The organism is Qipengyuania sp. SM2507 (assembly GCF_053714505.1).
Genome location: NZ_CM132307.1, coordinates 2,547,324 through 2,562,689, shown reverse-complemented (window position 1 = coordinate 2,562,689; position 15,366 = coordinate 2,547,324). Strand labels below are relative to the sequence as shown.

General features: G+C 64.3%; 18 protein-coding genes. All 18 read left to right on the top strand.

The window, feature by feature from the left end:
• Positions 1-11 precede the first annotated feature (11 nt).
• Positions 12-1,820, top strand: coding sequence for a copper resistance system multicopper oxidase (locus ACWIKC_RS12445; RefSeq protein WP_454597805.1), 1,809 nt, complete (start codon positions 12-14; stop codon positions 1,818-1,820).
• Complete coding sequence (locus ACWIKC_RS12440; protein WP_454597804.1) at positions 1,817-3,163, top strand: copper resistance protein B; 1,347 nt, start codon at positions 1,817-1,819, stop codon at positions 3,161-3,163. Before ACWIKC_RS12445 ends, ACWIKC_RS12440 begins: the two co-directional genes overlap by 4 nt.
• 103 nt (positions 3,164-3,266) lie before the next feature.
• Entirely contained in the window at positions 3,267-3,707 is a 441-nt protein-coding gene (locus ACWIKC_RS12435; protein WP_454597803.1) for a YybH family protein, read from the top strand.
• A 42-nt stretch (positions 3,708-3,749) separates the two neighbouring features.
• On the top strand, positions 3,750-4,466 hold the full coding sequence (locus tag ACWIKC_RS12430) for a PepSY domain-containing protein (protein WP_454597802.1): 717 nt from the start codon (positions 3,750-3,752) through the stop codon (positions 4,464-4,466).
• Between the two features lie 227 nt (positions 4,467-4,693).
• Positions 4,694-5,365 (top strand): DUF2231 domain-containing protein, encoded by a 672-nt coding sequence (locus ACWIKC_RS12425; RefSeq protein ID WP_454597801.1) that lies wholly within the window; start codon positions 4,694-4,696, stop codon positions 5,363-5,365.
• Positions 5,366-6,074: 709 nt separating this feature from the next.
• Complete coding sequence (locus tag ACWIKC_RS12420) at positions 6,075-6,428, top strand: hypothetical protein (protein WP_348336200.1); 354 nt, start codon at positions 6,075-6,077, stop codon at positions 6,426-6,428.
• A 60-nt stretch (positions 6,429-6,488) separates the two neighbouring features.
• A complete protein-coding gene (locus ACWIKC_RS12415) occupies positions 6,489-6,758 on the top strand; it encodes a hypothetical protein (protein WP_454597800.1) in 270 nt (89 codons plus the stop codon).
• A 279-nt stretch (positions 6,759-7,037) separates the two neighbouring features.
• Positions 7,038-7,424, top strand: a complete 387-nt coding sequence (locus ACWIKC_RS12410) for a single-stranded DNA-binding protein (RefSeq protein ID WP_348336203.1) — start codon at positions 7,038-7,040, stop codon at positions 7,422-7,424.
• A gap of 478 nt (positions 7,425-7,902) precedes the next feature.
• Positions 7,903-8,124 carry a hypothetical protein gene (locus tag ACWIKC_RS12405; RefSeq protein ID WP_454597799.1) on the top strand — a complete coding sequence of 74 codons (222 nt, stop codon included), beginning with the start codon at positions 7,903-7,905 and terminating at the stop codon, positions 8,122-8,124.
• 525 nt (positions 8,125-8,649) lie between these two features.
• A complete protein-coding gene (locus ACWIKC_RS12400) occupies positions 8,650-8,922 on the top strand; it encodes a helix-turn-helix transcriptional regulator (RefSeq protein WP_348336205.1) in 273 nt (90 codons plus the stop codon).
• A gap of 6 nt (positions 8,923-8,928) precedes the next feature.
• Complete coding sequence (locus ACWIKC_RS12395) at positions 8,929-9,810, top strand: replication initiator protein A (protein WP_348336206.1); 882 nt, start codon at positions 8,929-8,931, stop codon at positions 9,808-9,810.
• Positions 9,810-10,493, top strand: a complete 684-nt coding sequence (locus ACWIKC_RS12390) for a DUF2840 domain-containing protein (protein WP_454599497.1) — start codon at positions 9,810-9,812, stop codon at positions 10,491-10,493. Before ACWIKC_RS12395 ends, ACWIKC_RS12390 begins: the two co-directional genes overlap by 1 nt.
• Positions 10,490-11,071 (top strand): S26 family signal peptidase, encoded by a 582-nt coding sequence (locus ACWIKC_RS12385; RefSeq protein WP_348336208.1) that lies wholly within the window; start codon positions 10,490-10,492, stop codon positions 11,069-11,071. Before ACWIKC_RS12390 ends, ACWIKC_RS12385 begins: the two co-directional genes overlap by 4 nt.
• Positions 11,068-11,400, top strand: coding sequence for a DUF736 domain-containing protein (locus ACWIKC_RS12380; RefSeq protein WP_348336209.1), 333 nt, complete (start codon positions 11,068-11,070; stop codon positions 11,398-11,400). The genes ACWIKC_RS12385 and ACWIKC_RS12380 overlap by 4 nt, the downstream gene beginning before the upstream one ends.
• Before the next feature lie 4 nt (positions 11,401-11,404).
• On the top strand, positions 11,405-12,085 hold the full coding sequence (locus ACWIKC_RS12375) for a lytic transglycosylase domain-containing protein (RefSeq protein WP_348336210.1): 681 nt from the start codon (positions 11,405-11,407) through the stop codon (positions 12,083-12,085).
• A 213-nt stretch (positions 12,086-12,298) separates the two neighbouring features.
• Entirely contained in the window at positions 12,299-14,068 is a 1,770-nt protein-coding gene (locus ACWIKC_RS12370) for a relaxase/mobilization nuclease domain-containing protein (protein WP_454597798.1), read from the top strand.
• Positions 14,069-14,140: 72 nt separating this feature from the next.
• Positions 14,141-14,572, top strand: a complete 432-nt coding sequence (locus tag ACWIKC_RS12365; protein ID WP_454597797.1) for an antitoxin Xre-like helix-turn-helix domain-containing protein — start codon at positions 14,141-14,143, stop codon at positions 14,570-14,572.
• 19 nt (positions 14,573-14,591) lie between these two features.
• The gene (locus ACWIKC_RS12360; protein WP_454597796.1) at positions 14,592-15,275 is read left to right on the top strand and encodes an RES family NAD+ phosphorylase; all 684 of its coding nucleotides are present in this window, start codon (positions 14,592-14,594) and stop codon (positions 15,273-15,275) included.
• Positions 15,276-15,366: the final 91 nt, after the last annotated feature.

Below are 15,366 nucleotides of genomic sequence, written 5' to 3'. Positions count from 1 at the left end.
GGAGCCTCTTTATGATTGTCGTCAATCGACGCAAGTTTCTCGGAGCCGGAGCAGGGGGAATGGGCTTGCTCGGCCTTGCCGGGGCAATGCCGGCCTGGGCCCGCGGGGCGGACCTCCTTGCGGGAAATGCCCGCAAGGGGCTCGACGAGGTGGCTGGCCCGAACATCGACCTCACTGTCGCGCGGTCTGCCTTCGCGACCGGCAACAGACGCGGCGGCGCCATCGCCGTTAACGGCACGATCCCCGGCCCGTTGTTGCGTTTGAAGGAAGGCACGACCGTCCGATTGAACGTCCATAACCAGCTCGAGGAAGACACATCGATCCACTGGCACGGATTGCTTGTACCGTTCGAACTCGACGGGGTGCCAGGTGTGAGTTTTCCCGGCGTCAAACCGGGCGAAACCTTCACTGCGGAATTCCCGGTGCGCCAGTCGGGCACCTACTGGTGGCACTCGCATAGCGGCCTGCAGGAGCAGGCTGGACACTACGGCGCTATCGTGGTGGATCCGGCGGGACCCGATCCTGTACAGGCCGACCGCGAATATATCGTGGTGCTCAGCGAATTCAGCGAAATGTCGCCCCACACGATTTTCGACAAGCTCAAGAAGGGCGAAGGCTACTTCAATTACAACCAGAATACCTGGACCGACGACTACCCGCTTTCGGGCGAGGATCGCCGGATGTGGGCCAGAATGCGCATGATGCCGACCGACATCCTCGACGTGTCGAGCGCGGCCTATACATATCTGCTGAATGGCCATGGTCCGCTCGACAATCTTGAATACCTCTTCCGTCCAGGCGAACGCGTGCGGCTGCGCTTCATCAATGCCGGGGCCATGACATTCTTCAATATTCGCATTCCAGGCCTGCCGATGACCGTTGTTCAGGCGGACGGGCAGAACGTCGAGCCGGTCGAGGTCGACGAGTTCCAGATCGGTGTGGCCGAAACCTATGACGTCGTCGTGACGCCGGGCGCGCAACAGGCCTACACGCTGGTCGCCGAGTCGATGGACCGCTCGGGCATGGGCATCGCAACGCTTGCGAGCGCGCCTGGCGCGCGCGCGGCCATTCCGCCGCTGCGCGATCCCCCGCTTCTGACCATGGCCGACATGGGCATGAGCGGCATGGACCATGGCTCCGGCGACGATGCCGGCATGTCCGGAATGGACCACAGCAGTGGCGGCGATATGGCAGGGATGGATCATGGTTCGTCCGGCGAATCCGATATGGCAAGCATGGCCGGAATGTCGGGTATGCAGATGCGTGATACCTCGCTCCTGCCTCCCGATGTGAAGGTCGGGCCTGGTCTCGACATGGTCTCGATGAACCCGGTCGACCGTATGGGCGACCCCGGCATCGGTCTCGCCGATGTCCCCCACCGCACGCTTGATTATCGCAAGCTACGCTCGCTGACACCTCATAAGGAGGGCCGGACTCCCTCGCGGCGGATGGAAATCCATCTGACCGGCAATATGGAGCGCTACATGTGGTCGTTCGACGGCAAGAAGTTCTCCGCCGTCTCCGACGAGCCGATCCGTTTCGCCTATAATGAGCGCGTGCGCGTGAAGCTCGTCAACGACACGATGATGGCGCACCCGATTCACCTGCACGGTCATTTCTTCGAGCTGGTCAATGGCGCGCCGGCGGATCGTCAGCCGCTCAAGCACACGGTAATCCTGCAACCGGGTGGCAGCGCGCAGTTCGACCTGACGGCGGACGAGCCGGGCGACTGGGCCTTCCATTGCCACCTTCTTTATCACATGCATGCCGGGATGTTTCAGATCGTCACGGTTGCCAACCCGGTCGGAGAAGGCGCATGAAGATAGTTATTTCCAGCCTGCTCGCCTCGGTCGCAGCCGGCTCGGTTCTCGCCTCTCCCGCCACGGCGCAGCACGCCGGTCACTCGGCGGCGGAGCCGCAGCAGAGTGCCGAGGCGCAGGCTGATGTCAAGACAAAGTGCGAGGAGGAAGCCGAGCGCCATCGCGCGATGGGGCATCCGGTAACCGAAGGGGCATGCGAACCAGCGGCCCAATCTGAAACTGCCATGGACCATTCGACGATGGACCACTCCACCATGGATCACTCCGAGATGGATCAGGCGACCATGAATCATGGTTCGATGACCGAGGGTGATGCTCATGGGGGCATGACGATGCCGATGGAGGCTGCCGGCCAGGAGTCGTCGCTCGAAGGCCGCGGCGGAATGGATCATGGCTCGGTGCAGCAAGACAAGCCTGCCGAGGGCGCGATCGAACATTCGCAGATGAACCACGGGGAGATGGGGCAGGCAGAAGCCGGCAACCCGCCGATGGGCCCTGGACAAATCAATCACAGCCAGATGAACCATGGGCAGACTGGTTCGCAGGACATGCAGGGCATGGATCATTCGGCGATGCAGATGGGCTCGGACGATCATATTCCGCTGCTGCCGCCTCCTCCCGAGGCTGGAAGTGGTGCCGCCCGAGCGGCGGTCGCAATCTGGGGCGAGGAGGCCATGAACGAAGCGCGTCGCGAACTCATCCGCGAGACCGACGGCGGTATGCGCTTCTGGTTCCAGGGCGACCGGCTTGAATACCGCGCCCGCGAGGGTGCGGATGGATATCTGTGGGACATCCAGGGCTATTATGGCGGCGATATCGACAAATTCTGGTTCAAGTCCGAGGGCGAAGGCAGCTTCGGGGAGCCCGTCGAGGGCGCGGAGGTCCAGGCTCTCTGGAGCCGCGCCATCGCGCCCTTCTTCGATTTTCAAGCGGGTGTTCGCCAGGATTTGACCGGCCCCGAACGCACTCACGCGGTCATCGGTATTCAGGGCCTCATGCCGTACCGTTTCGAGGTCGATGCCGCAGCCTTTGTCTCCACCAAGGGGGATGTGACGGCGCGGATCGAAGGCGAACTTGACCAACGTATCACCCAGCGGTTGATCCTTCAGCCGCGTGCCGAAATCGCGCTTTCGGCACAGGACATTCCCGAACTGGGTATCGGCGCCGGCCTCGACCGGATCGAGGCAGGTCTGCGTCTTCGCTACGAGTTCGCACGCGAATTCGCGCCCTATGTCGGCGTTTCGCAGGAATGGCGCATCGGCGACAGCGCCGATTACGCGCGTGCCGCCGGAGAGGATCCGAGCGTCACCAACTATGTCGTCGGTGTGCGGTTCTGGTTCTGACTTTTGAGAAAAGGATTACAACAAAATGACCAAGACTTTTACACGTATTGCGTCGACCGCGCTCGCCCTTGCGCTGATACCTGCGCCCGCATGGGCCCAGCAAATGGATCATTCATCCCATGCAGGCCATCAGATGCAGGACATGGAAGCCTCCGCCGATGACGTGGCGGGCGCGGAGAACGCCATCAAGGCCTATCGCACCGCTCTTGAAGCGCGCGATGCGCAAGCGATGGGCGCGCTCTTTGCCGAGGAATCGGCGATTTTCGAGAACGGCAAGGCCGAAGGCAGTTTTACAAATTACATGGAGCATCACCTCGGGCCCGAGCTCGACGCGATCGTGAGCTTTACGTTCTCCGATCCTACCCTGACCGTCACGCGGATGGGACACATGGCCTATGCCTACGAGACTTACGGTTACCGCATCGAACTCGCCGATGGCCGGGTGATCGAGCGCGACGGCGTGGCGACATCGGTTCTCGCTCACGATGCCGATGGCTGGAAGATCGTTCAGTACCATTCCTCGTCGCGCGCACCGCGCAACTGACCAAGGTTTTCGAAGAGGTAGCACCGGTTGGCAACGCCGTCCTTGAAGCTGCGCCTGCATGTGCTCGGCAGCAAGATCCATAGGTGGCTGGCGATTTTCGTCGGTGTCCAGGTTCTCTTGTGGATGGGCACCGGCGCCCTCATGTCGTTTCTCGACCTGGAAGAGGTTCGCTCCGAACATGTCGTCTTGCGTGAACAAGAAGCGCTGCCCGCCGACGCCCCGCTCCCGGCCTGGGTCGCAAATGACGGCACTCTTGCGGCGGTAACGATGCGTTCGCTCGACGGCAAGGCGGTCACCGAGGTCCGAAAGATCGACGGGACTGTTAGCCTTCACGATCCCTCGTCGGGACAAAAGCTCTCTCCCATTTCGGCTGAAGAGGCCAAATCCATTGCCCTGCGCGCCTGGACCGGACCACGAACGACGATCGAGGCCGCGCGGATTATCGATGAGCCGGTCGGGACCGAGTTCCGCGGACCCTTTCCAGCCTGGCAGGTCACCTATACTGACGAGGCTTCGACGCGCATCTACATCGATGCTGCCAGCGGTACCCTCGGGGCGGCGCGCAGCGATACCTGGCGCCTGTTCGATTTCATCTGGGGCCTTCACATCATGGACTGGACCGAGCGCGACCGTATCAACAGCTGGTGGCTACTCTTGTTCGGCATCGGTGGTACAATCATCGCCCTCTCGGGCTTTGTGTTGCTCGCCAACCGGATGCCCCGGATCCGCCGCCGCGCAAAGCGGCGAAAAGCCGCCTGAACCTCACATCCTGCGAGTATAGGCAGAATTCATCTCGCTCCGCCACGCAAGCCGTGAAGACTCCTTTCCGGCGTTGCCAGTTCTCGCGATGAGGTCCGATATGCGTGATCTGGCGGACGATCAGCTCGGACAACATATTGCCAAATAAATATGAGGGGCGGGAAGCTGCCGCGCGTATCAGGCACATAGGTCTTACTACAATTGCCGGGCCGGGAGACATACGAGACATGAAAGCCCCCTCATTTTTGGCGCTGCTCGCCGCCAGCCTGCTCTTCGTCGGACCCGTTCAGGCTCATGGCGACGAAAAGCACGGCGAAGAGACGAGCGCCGCGCCTGCTGCCACCAATGGCGATGCGCACGACCAGGCGGACATGGCGCAGATGGGTGAGACCGCAGTTGCTGGCGAACCCTCCGGCGCGCACGATGAAGCGAGCGGGGGTCATGACGAAGTCGGTGGCCATTCAGGTGAAGGCGAAACCGGCGTCATTGCCGTCCTGAAGAAGATGCACCCAGCTACCATCCACTTTCCGGTCGCCTTGTTTCTCATGGCTGCGGCCACCGAATTGTTCGTGATGCGCCGGAAAGGAGCGGGCCTGGAAAGTGCGGTGCGCGTACTCGTCTACGGCGGAGCGGCCGGTGCGGTGATAGCCGCACTGTTCGGATGGATCCACACAGGGCTGTGGTTCGGCGGCGATACCGTCATGCAGGTGCATCGATGGAACGGTATGCTGATCGCGGTTCTCGGTAGTGCGATGGCATACCTCGCGAGCAGGCCGAGCCAGAGCCGCGCATGGCTGCGTACGGCTATCTTCTCGATGGCGGCACTTATTCTGGTGCAGGGCTTCCTTGGCGGCGAGCTCGCGCATGGGCCAAACCATCTTGGAATTTCCTGGCTCTGAAGGAGTTGAAGAGCATGCGTACTTCCAGATTAAAAGCGGCGTTCGGGGTTCTCGCGATCGTCCCACTAGCGTCCGCTCTTGCTGCTTGCAACGAAGCGCAGGAGAGCACACCGACCTCAGAGGTGTCGCCGATGGGCGAAGCGACGGTGATGCCCGGCACGGCACCCGAGGGTGGTCTTGCAGACCCGGCAACCTCTCCCTCCGAAAGTGAGTCAGTGGCTGCGCGGCAGGACGCTCTTTCGACAGGCGATGCAGCCGCGCCCGCGTCACGGCGAGCCGCCTCACCGGCACCACGTGTAACTGCCACATCCGCCGCGCCGGCACCGCGCGCGCAACCCGAGAGCGAGGCGACCCCGCCCGCCGATCCCCATGCCAGCCATGACATGTCCTCTATGACCGATCACGATATGGAAGGCATGTAATCCGGCGCATGGCCCATCAGTCAGGATAGTCAGGAGATATCGTCTGCAAGCAATCGCGACGAAAATCCGGATATCAGAAAAGGACGGCCCCACCTCCCCCCCGGAACCCCTGCGGGTCGCAGGTGCCCATGGGGCCGTTCTGGAACCCCGCGTGAAGACCAACCCAACGCGCGGGGTTCCGTCTCTTCGCCTTCGTTGTCGTCGTGTCATACACGTTCAGGCATAGCTTCGTGCTATGCAAGCATTGCGCTGCCAATCGCCTGGTGGGACATGGAAAGGAACTGCCAATGACCGAAAAAAGAAAGGGCGGTGCGCTGTCGCGCTGGGAAGACGAAGGCGGTGCGCTCCCTTGCGGGCCCCAGGAAGCCCTCGCGGCCGATTGCGAGAAATGGGACATTCCTCCGCTCACTGATGCCGAAATCATCCAGCTACGCATAAGGGTGATCGCGCTCGAAAACATGGTGCTAGGCTTATTGTCCACGGCAAGCGATCATCAGCTCACTGCGATCGAACAACTGGCCGAGTTCATCTCCCCACGCGCCGACGCGACGCAGCATCCGCTAACCTTGCACGCTGCCACACAAATGGAGCACTTTGTCGAGCGCGCTCGACGGTTTCGCGAGGAACCTTCAGCCGATTGACCGGCCCTCGAACCCTGGCTCTCCTGCCTGCGGCTGGATCGCTGACCTGAAGAGACTGCGATGGATCTCGATACGCTCCTTGTCCGCTATTTCCGCACTGCCGATCTCGGAATGGTAGGCGCAGAGACATTGGCATCGGGGATCGAACGGTGCCAGGTCGATCTCGGTCTCGAGCAGGACCGGGGCAAGCGCTTTGCCTTGTGGGCCATGCTCTACCTGCTCGGGTCTGCCCCCGACCTCGAGGCCGTGTTCGACAAGGCAGATGATCGAGATTCAGCCCGCAATTTCATGGATCTCCTGGCGGCATCGGAAGGCGATGGGGTAGGTTGATTGCAGCAAGGTCCTGGCATCTTCAGACCCACGCCAGATACCCATCCGGCTTTTTTCGCGAACAGTCCTGAACCAGGTCAGCTGAGGGCAGCAACCCGTTCCTTTCCGGCCGTGTTGGCAGCTGCGCTGCCTGCCCGCACCACCCGTCACGAACAGGTTTCCCTTCGGCCCCCAAACGGGAGTTTGCGGGCCTGCGGTGCAGCCCTCCCATGACCTGTTTCTCATCGACGTTCGCAAGCCGGAAGTGGTTTCCGGTTTGAGAGCTGAAGGAGAAATACCATGACCAATCTCGTAATCCTCACCGGCCGCATCGCCCGCGATCCGGAGTCCCGCGAAACCCAGGGCGGCACCAGCGTTACAGGCATCACCGTGGTCACCGACCGCCCCGCGCGTGACAAGGACGGCAAGACCTACAAGGACGAAAGCGGATACACCGCCAAGGACAGCGAATTCCACCGCGTGACCTGCTTCAACGGTCTCGCCAAGACCGTCGGCCAGTATTGCTCCAAGGGTCAGCTGGTTTCGGTCCAGGGCCGCCTGCACTACACCCAGTGGGAAGACCAGGACGGCATCAAGCGGTACGGCTGCGAGGTTCTCGCCGACAAGGTCGACTTCCTCTCCCGCGCCGCTGGCGGCGACAACCAGGACGCTCCTCCGATCGACTGACCGACCGGACGTCCCCTCTCAGAGGCCCTGCCTTTAGCGGCAGGGCCTCTTTTTTCGTGATCCATCAGGTTCGAAATTTTGCAGCCGGATGAATGGACGGTCCCGCAGCTCGGCAGACCCTCGTTGAGCAACGACACCGGAAGCCCTGTTCCCAGTTCAGGTAGCGAGCAGAACACATCTGTTCTGGTCCGTTGGCGCTCCTTAGCTTCCCGATACGCGGCGCGTTGGTTCCTGACGCGAGGTGGGTGTGAGGTCCTGGCTCACGGCTATTCCAGCATGATGGCCCGGTTCCTTCCGCCTCAAGGACGTGCGGGGCCCCACCATTTTGCCCGCTGCCGGATCGTATCCGGCCGCGTACAAAATCGTTGCCCCCACCGCCGCTCGCACGGTCGCTCCTGCGGAGCGATCCTGTGACCCGAAAGGCCCCGGACCATCGGCCGACCTCCTGTCGTCTCACGACAGTTTCAGGAGGAATATCATGGCTTGTTCAACGCATTGCCCGCTGCCGTCTCGCAACTATTTCGAGGCTCTGGAAACCGCCGAGAAAAGGGCGCTTCACAGCTTCTTCGACCAGCATGTCGTCGAGGATGTGGAGCTGGGATACTTCGCGCTCGACGAAGGCGACTACAATGCGCTGCCCGCGCATCTGGCGTCGCGCGTGGTTCACACCGTTCATGGAGGCATGCTCGAGGATTACTGACTCTCGGCGGAGCGGGAACCGGCTAGCGGTTCCCGCTCCTTTCTTCGTGTTCGCCCCGAGTCTTCAGCCTGCCCGGACGCACCATGACCCCCGTCGGATCCGCAGTGAGGTCGGACGATCCAACCGGCTCCCGCGCAATTCGAGCGGGGCTTCGGACGCACTCTGTCCCGCGCATCTGGCGATGCGCTCCTGAGGGTGCGGCGTTTATCGGTCCCGGGGCCCCGCATGCACTTGCGAACCGCCGCCGGGTCGGACCGGCGCGAAGCCGCGGAAGCGACAGGCCCCGCTCCCTTGCTTCGCACGCGGACCTTGGCCGACGCCTTGCTCACAGGTGCAGTCCTTGTTTGGCCCGCGGCGGCAATCCTTTTCTGCCGACGATCGGATGTGTCCGAAGTGCCGCGCGCGGGGGGCGACAAATACGAATCTGTGAATCTGTCGCTCCTCCCCCGACCCCCGCATGCGCCATCCCCCTCTGCAACCGGCGGCAGCTTGCCGCGGCCGCCCACGCCTTGCGGAGAATGTCCAATGCCAACTGTTCCCGACCCCGTCCGTCCCCGGTTTCTGCGCACACCCGATGCCGCGGTACATCTGGGGCTATCGCCCCGCACGCTCGAGAAGCACAGGTGCTATGGCACCGGCCCGGTCTATCACAAGCTGGGCGGGCGCATCGTCTACCGGCGCGAGGATCTCGATGCATGGGCCGAGCAGGGCCTGCGTCGTTCGACCAGCGATCCCGGCCGGGGCATCGTCCATCCCGCCAAGCGGATCGACGGCTACACCGGCCCGGTCCGGCGCTGAGGCCCGATGCGTGCCCGCCGGACATTCGCCCGCGCCGCCGAGCAGCTCGACCTCTTCATGGGGGTCGGAGGCGACATCGCCGCGCGCGATGCGCAGGACCTGATGGCCTGGCCCTTCTTCAGCCTCGCCAAGTCGAAGCGAATCAGGCCGATCGACTTTCGCATGGGCGAGGTCTCGATCCTGGTTGAGGCGACGGCCGAGCACGGCATGGCGACCATCTGGGACGCCGACGTGCTGATCTGGGTGGCCAGCCAGATCGTCGAGGCGCGCGATACCGGCAGGCCGACCTCGCGGCTGATTGCCGCAAGCCCGCACGAGATACTCGCCTTTACCGGGCGCGGAACTGGCAAGGCCGGATATGAACGGCTGAGAGCAGCGCTCGACCGGCTGCAATCGACGAGCATCGCCACATCGATCCGCCAGCGCGGTGCGCGCCGGCGTCATCGCTTCTCCTGGATCAACGAGTGGCGCGAATGCCTCGATGGGAACGGCCGCGCCCTCGGCATCGAGATGATCGTGCCCGACTGGTTCTATGAGGGTGTGCTCGACCGGGCGCTCGTGCTGACGATCGACCCCGCCTACTTCCAGCTTACCGGCGGGCTCGAGCGCTGGCTGTACCGCATCGTGCGCAAGCATGGCGGCAGGCAGAAGGGCGGGTGGAGCTTCGATATCGCCCATCTGCATCTCAAATCGGGCGCGCTCTCGCCGCTGAAGCGGTTCGCCTTCGACATCCGCGAAATCGTCCGGCGACAACCGCTCCCGGGCTATCGGCTGGCGCTCGGCCATGAACTCGGCCGCGAACGCCTGAACTTCACTCCATTGCCGGTCGATCCCTTCGAAGCCGCCAAGCGCCGGATCGGCATGGCCCCTGTGGAAAAGTGCGGGTGATGTTCGGACTATCAGGAACCGCGCCGTTCGGACTATCGGGAACCGGAAGTTCGGACTATCGGGAACCGAAATCGTGCGCGAATCGGCGGAATTGCTGGGCTTGCGCGCCCCTTAACTATCCTAACAAGGAATCCTGTGGATTCCTGCTAACGGCGCTGCGCCTGTGCACGGGCGGCGGTTCGGCTCCGCCCGCGACCGGATCGAGCACATGCCTTGACGACCTGCCGCTGACCCATGTCACGCTGGTATGGCGAGAGGGCATTCGCGAGGAGTGGCTGCGCTTCGGCAAACCGGTCGACGAGCGCATCGTCGATCGCCGAACCCGCATCGAAAGCTATGCGCCGGGGCAGCTCTTCGCCCTCGTCCGCTGGGCGGCGAACGATCACGGAACCGTGCGTTCGACACTCGACATCGTGCGCGCGGTCGGTCGAAACGAGGCCTATACGACCGTGCCGCAGATCGATCCGGGCGGAGAACTGCTGCTCTCGGTTCGGGGCTGGACACGCGTTCGCCGCGTCCTGGCGCTGATCGATGCGGTCGAAGCGGCCGCCACCGACCCGTGCGAAGCAGCGCCCGATTACTGGCGCCATGTCCACAATCGTCTCGCAGCGGGCCTGCCGCCGCGCGCCTATGCGCCAGGACGGCATCGCGCCTGGCTCCGGCGCCGAAAGCTCTGGCCGTGAGGCGCGGCACGATCCTTTTTGCTGGCACGGCCGCCGCGGCGGCTCTGCTGAGCGCCGTCCTGCCGCTCTCGCGCGTGCTGGTGTGGAATGTGACGGCGAGCATCCCGACCGGGCTCTATTACATCGGCGAGGCAGCCGGCCTGCAGATCGGCGAGCGGGTCGCACTCGATCCTCCACCCGGGCTGCGCGATTACCTCGCCAAGCGCGGCTATCTTCCTGCGGGCGTTCCGCTCATCAAGGAGGTCGCGGCGCTGCCCGGCGACACCGTATGCCGCGACGGCCTTGCGATCACGATCAATGGAAGCCGGGCCGGATCGGCGCACGCACGCGACCGGATGGGGCGAGACCTGCCTGTCTGGAACGGATGCCGGACCATCGCCGCGCACGAAATATTCGTGATGAACCTGCGCGCGCCGGCCAGCTTCGACGGACGCTATTTCGGTCCGGTGCCGCGTGATCACGTCATCGGCGGGGCGCGCCCGGTCTGGACCGACGAGGCCGCTGACGGCGACCACGTCTGGTTCGCCAGACTCCCACGAAATTCCCACCCCACCGTAACTGAAGGAGATATTCAATGAACTGCATCGGCACCTTTGTCGCGACCCCGGATGGCTTCGAGGGGCGATTGCGGACGCTCACGATCGACAGCGCGCTGACCATCGTGGCGACCGAGCCCGGCGATACTGACAACGCGCCCGATTACCGCATCATGTCCGGCGAAGGCGATGCCGCCTGCGAGGTCGGGGCCGGCTGGAAACACGTGGGCGACAAGGCCGGACCCTTTGTCGCGGTCGTGATCGATGATCCGGCCCTGGTCCAGCCGCTGCGTGCCAATCTCTTCCGGTCCGATTCCAGTTCGCATGTCCTGATGTGGTCGCGGCCCGCGCGCCGCAAGGCGAAGGACTGAGCCCGTGCGCGGTTCACGGCGCATGCTCGCCGCGTTCGCGGCGCTCGCACTAATCTGCCCGACACTGGCATCCCCACAGGCGGATACCAACGACCGGGGCGCGCAACGCATGGACATCTCGATGCATGTGCGTGAGGCCGCGCAGCGCTTCGGCCTTCCCGAGCACTGGATCTATGCGGTCATTCGGTTCGAAAGCGCCGGGCGCACGCGCGCCGTCTCGGCCGCCGGAGCGATGGGTCTGATGCAGCTGATGCCGGGAACCTGGGCGCGCCAGCGCGCCCGGTTCGCGCTCGGCAGCGACCCGTTCGATCCGCGCGACAACATTCTGGCTGGTACATCCTATCTGCGCGAGATGTTCGATCGCTACGGTCGCGAGGGCTTCCTCGCGGCCTACAATGCAGGTCCCGGTCGTTACGAGCAGTGGCTCTCCGCAGGCCGTCCGCTCCCGCGCGAAACGCGCGATTATGTCGCGAGAATTGCTCCGCTCCTGCAAGCCGACCGCATTTTCCTGGCAGATGCGGAGCCGCAGGTGGACGCGGTGTTGCCCGGGCGTATAGCCCTTGCGGGCACGGCGCCCTTGCCGCTCGAGCAGGGCGAAACCGACTTGCCCGCAAACCCCTTTGCCCGCCCGGCCGAGCCGATGCACGACCTTTTCGCGCCTGTCTCAACGGCAAGCGCCCGATGACGCCGGTTTGCGCATCGCAGCGCGCGACTTCGTCGACTGGCGAAGCGTGGCGAAGGACAGGCGGAACCATCAGAAAAGGAAAGAGAGGATGGCGAGATAAAAGCAGCGCCGTCGGCCGGGCTGCAGGTGGTTGGTTTTCTTCGACATTCAGCGCCGTCGCGCCTCTGGCCCTGTCGTCGCCACACCGAAATTCCCTCCTGAATTCAGCGGCAAATGCGCCGTCGCCCGGATCTGCCATCCGTGTCGGGCGATGATTTCGATATCAGGCCGGGCCGTTCGCGCGACAGCGGAGCGGGGTCCTGGCGCAAGGCCAACTCGCTTGTCGGGCGCGTGCTCCAGGTCTCGCGCAGGGCAGGCTTTACGCCGCTTGGACGCGGCAGAGCCGGCCGGGGCACCGGGCATCTCGGACGCGGCGGGCGCGCCGCGCTCCGGTCCCGCCGCGACGCGTTTCGCAGGCGCGTCGTCATCAAGGCGCGGGTCGTGCGGCACCGGGGTGCCCGATTTCGTTCGGCGCCGCTCGCCCGCCATGTCACCTATCTCGAACGCGACGGAGTCACCCGCGATGGATCGTCAGGACAGATGTTCGATGCGCGGTCCGAACGCGCCGATGGCGACGTCTTCGCGCAGCGCTGCGAGGACGACCGGCATCACTTCCGCTTCATCGTCTCGCCGGAGGACGCGAACGATCTGGCCGATCTGCGCACTTTCGCCCGCGAGCTGATGGAGGACATGGCCAGCGACCTCGATACGCGTCTCGACTGGGTGGCGGTGGATCACTGGAACACCGACAACCCTCACATCCATGTCCTGGTCCGCGGGATAGCCGACGATGGGAGGGACCTCGTCATCGATCGTGGCTACATCAGCGAAGGGCTGCGCGCCCGCGCCGAAGAGCGCGCGACCCTCGAGCTGGGTCCGCGCAGCGAGCGCGATATCAGACAAGCGCTTCGCCGCGAGGTCGACGCCGAGCGCTGGACCGGTCTCGACCGCCGTCTTCAGAAAGAGTGGGACGCGCACGGTGTCGTCGATCTCCGGCCCGAGGGCGAATCGGGCAAGCGCAAGGATCGCACATTCCTGTTGGGCCGTGCGCAGGTGCTCGAACGCATGGGGCTGGCCGAAAAAGTCGGAGCCGCCAGCTGGACGCTGGCGCATGACCTGGAGCCGACGCTTCGCGAGCTCGGCGATCGCGGAGACATCATCAGAACCATGCACCGGGCGATGGCTACACAGGAGCATGGCGGCGATGCTGGACGCTTCTCTGTGCACGCGCGATCCGGCGGCGAGCGCGTGACCGGAAGGCTGGTCGAACGCGGACTGCACGACGAGCTCACCGGCGAGGCCTATGCCATCGTCGACGGGATCGACGGCCGCGCGCATCATCTGCGCTTTCCCGACTTCGAGCGGACCGGCGATGCCACACCCGGCGCGATCGTCGAGACCGGCACATGGACCGATCGCAAGGGACGACAGCAGGCCAGCCTGCTGACGCGGTCGGACCTCTCGATTGCCAGCCAGATCAGGGCGCGCGGCGCGACATGGCTCGACCGCCAGCTCGTCTCGCCTGAGCCGCATCCGCTGGCAGGCGGGTTCGGTTCGGAGGTTCGCAATGCCCTGGCCCGGCGCGCGGAAGTTCTGATCGATGAGGGGCTCGCCAAGCGACACGGGCAGCGCATCGTCTTTGCGCGAGGTCTCCTTGATACCCTGCGCGATCGCGAACTCGCGGAAACAGGGAAGGCCCTGGCCGCACGCCATGGTGGTGTCGCGCAGCCGACCGAGGCCGGGGATCATGTGGCCGGCATCTACCGCGAGCGCGTATCGCTCGCTTCGGGCCGTTTCGCCATGATCGACAACGGCATGGGGTTCCAGCTTGTCCCCTGGCGGCAAGATCTCGAACGCCATCTGGGCCAGGAAGTGAGCGGCCGGATCAATCAGCGCGGCGGCGTCGACTGGAGTTTTGCCCGCTCGCGCGGCCCGGCCCTTTGAGGATAAGTCCCAATGACCCAAATCTTGACAGTCGCGTCACATGATGCATATAGAAGCATCAGGAGATGCGATATGGCCAGTGCAGTGTTCGAGCACATTGAACCCCGGCGCGGACTTCAGACTTTTGCAGGGGATGATGACCGCCGCCGCCTAACAGGCGCAGCGGTCAAGGCCGTGCTTCGGCTCGTCGATGCCTGGGACGGCAGCAATGCGGAAGGTGCGGCACTGCTCGGTGTGTCGGAGAGCACCTGGGACCGGATGAAGGCCGAGACGTGGGACGGCACGCTCAGCCAGGACCAGCTGACCCGCGCCTCGGCGCTGATCGGCCTGTTCAAGGGGCTGCACCTCCTGTTCGCCGACGACATGGCGGATCGCTGGCCGAAGCTGGCGAACACAGCGCCGGTGTTCGACCGGCTTTCCCCGGTGCAGGCGATGATCGCCGGCGGCATCCCGCGCATGCTGGAAACCCGGCAGTATATCGACGCGCTTCGTGGCGGGCTCTGAGGAGTCGGCCGACCTGTCTTTGTCCGACCTTCCGACGATCCGCGAGGCCTTCGAGCGCACCATCAGGCTTGTGCCGAGCGCGCGGCTGCGCGCTGCGGTCATGGCATCCCTGGCCGACGACGATGACGATCTTGCCCTTCTGGCCGAGATCGAGGGCGCGACCAGCGGGCGGCTGATCGCCGAGGAACGCGGGCTTGGCGCGCTGACCGCCGATGAGCTCGTTCACGGCGTGCCCCATGCCCGTTTTATCAATGCGAGCTTCGCCTATGCCAAGCCGCGCGAGCCGGGCCGTTTCAATCCCGCCAATCGCGGTGCCTGGTACGCCGCCCTGGCGGCTGAGACCTGCATTGCCGAAGTTGGCCATCACCTGACGAGAGCCCTGGCCGATGCGGGCGATTTCCATGCCGTCGTCGAATATGGCGAGATGATCGCCAGCATGTCGGGCGTGTTTGTCGATCTGCGCGGTCTTCCCGATCATCCCGGCCTCGAGCACGATACGGCGAAGGGCTATCCGGCCGGCAATGCTCTTGCGGCTCAGGCGCGCGGCGAAGGGCATAACGGGATCATCTATCCCTCGGTCCGCCACGCGGACGGGACCTGCATCGCCGCTTTGTGGCCCAATGTCGTGCAGTCGGTCGCGCAAGGGAGCATGTACCGTCTGACATGGTCCGGGGAACCCGCGTTCGCTTGCGAGGCTCTCTAGCCGCCCGCTTCTTTGCCTGCGCCAGACCGCGATTCGCCCGGCACCGCGCTTGAAATGACGTTCCCGTTCGGCCTGCTGCCTCCTGCAAAGG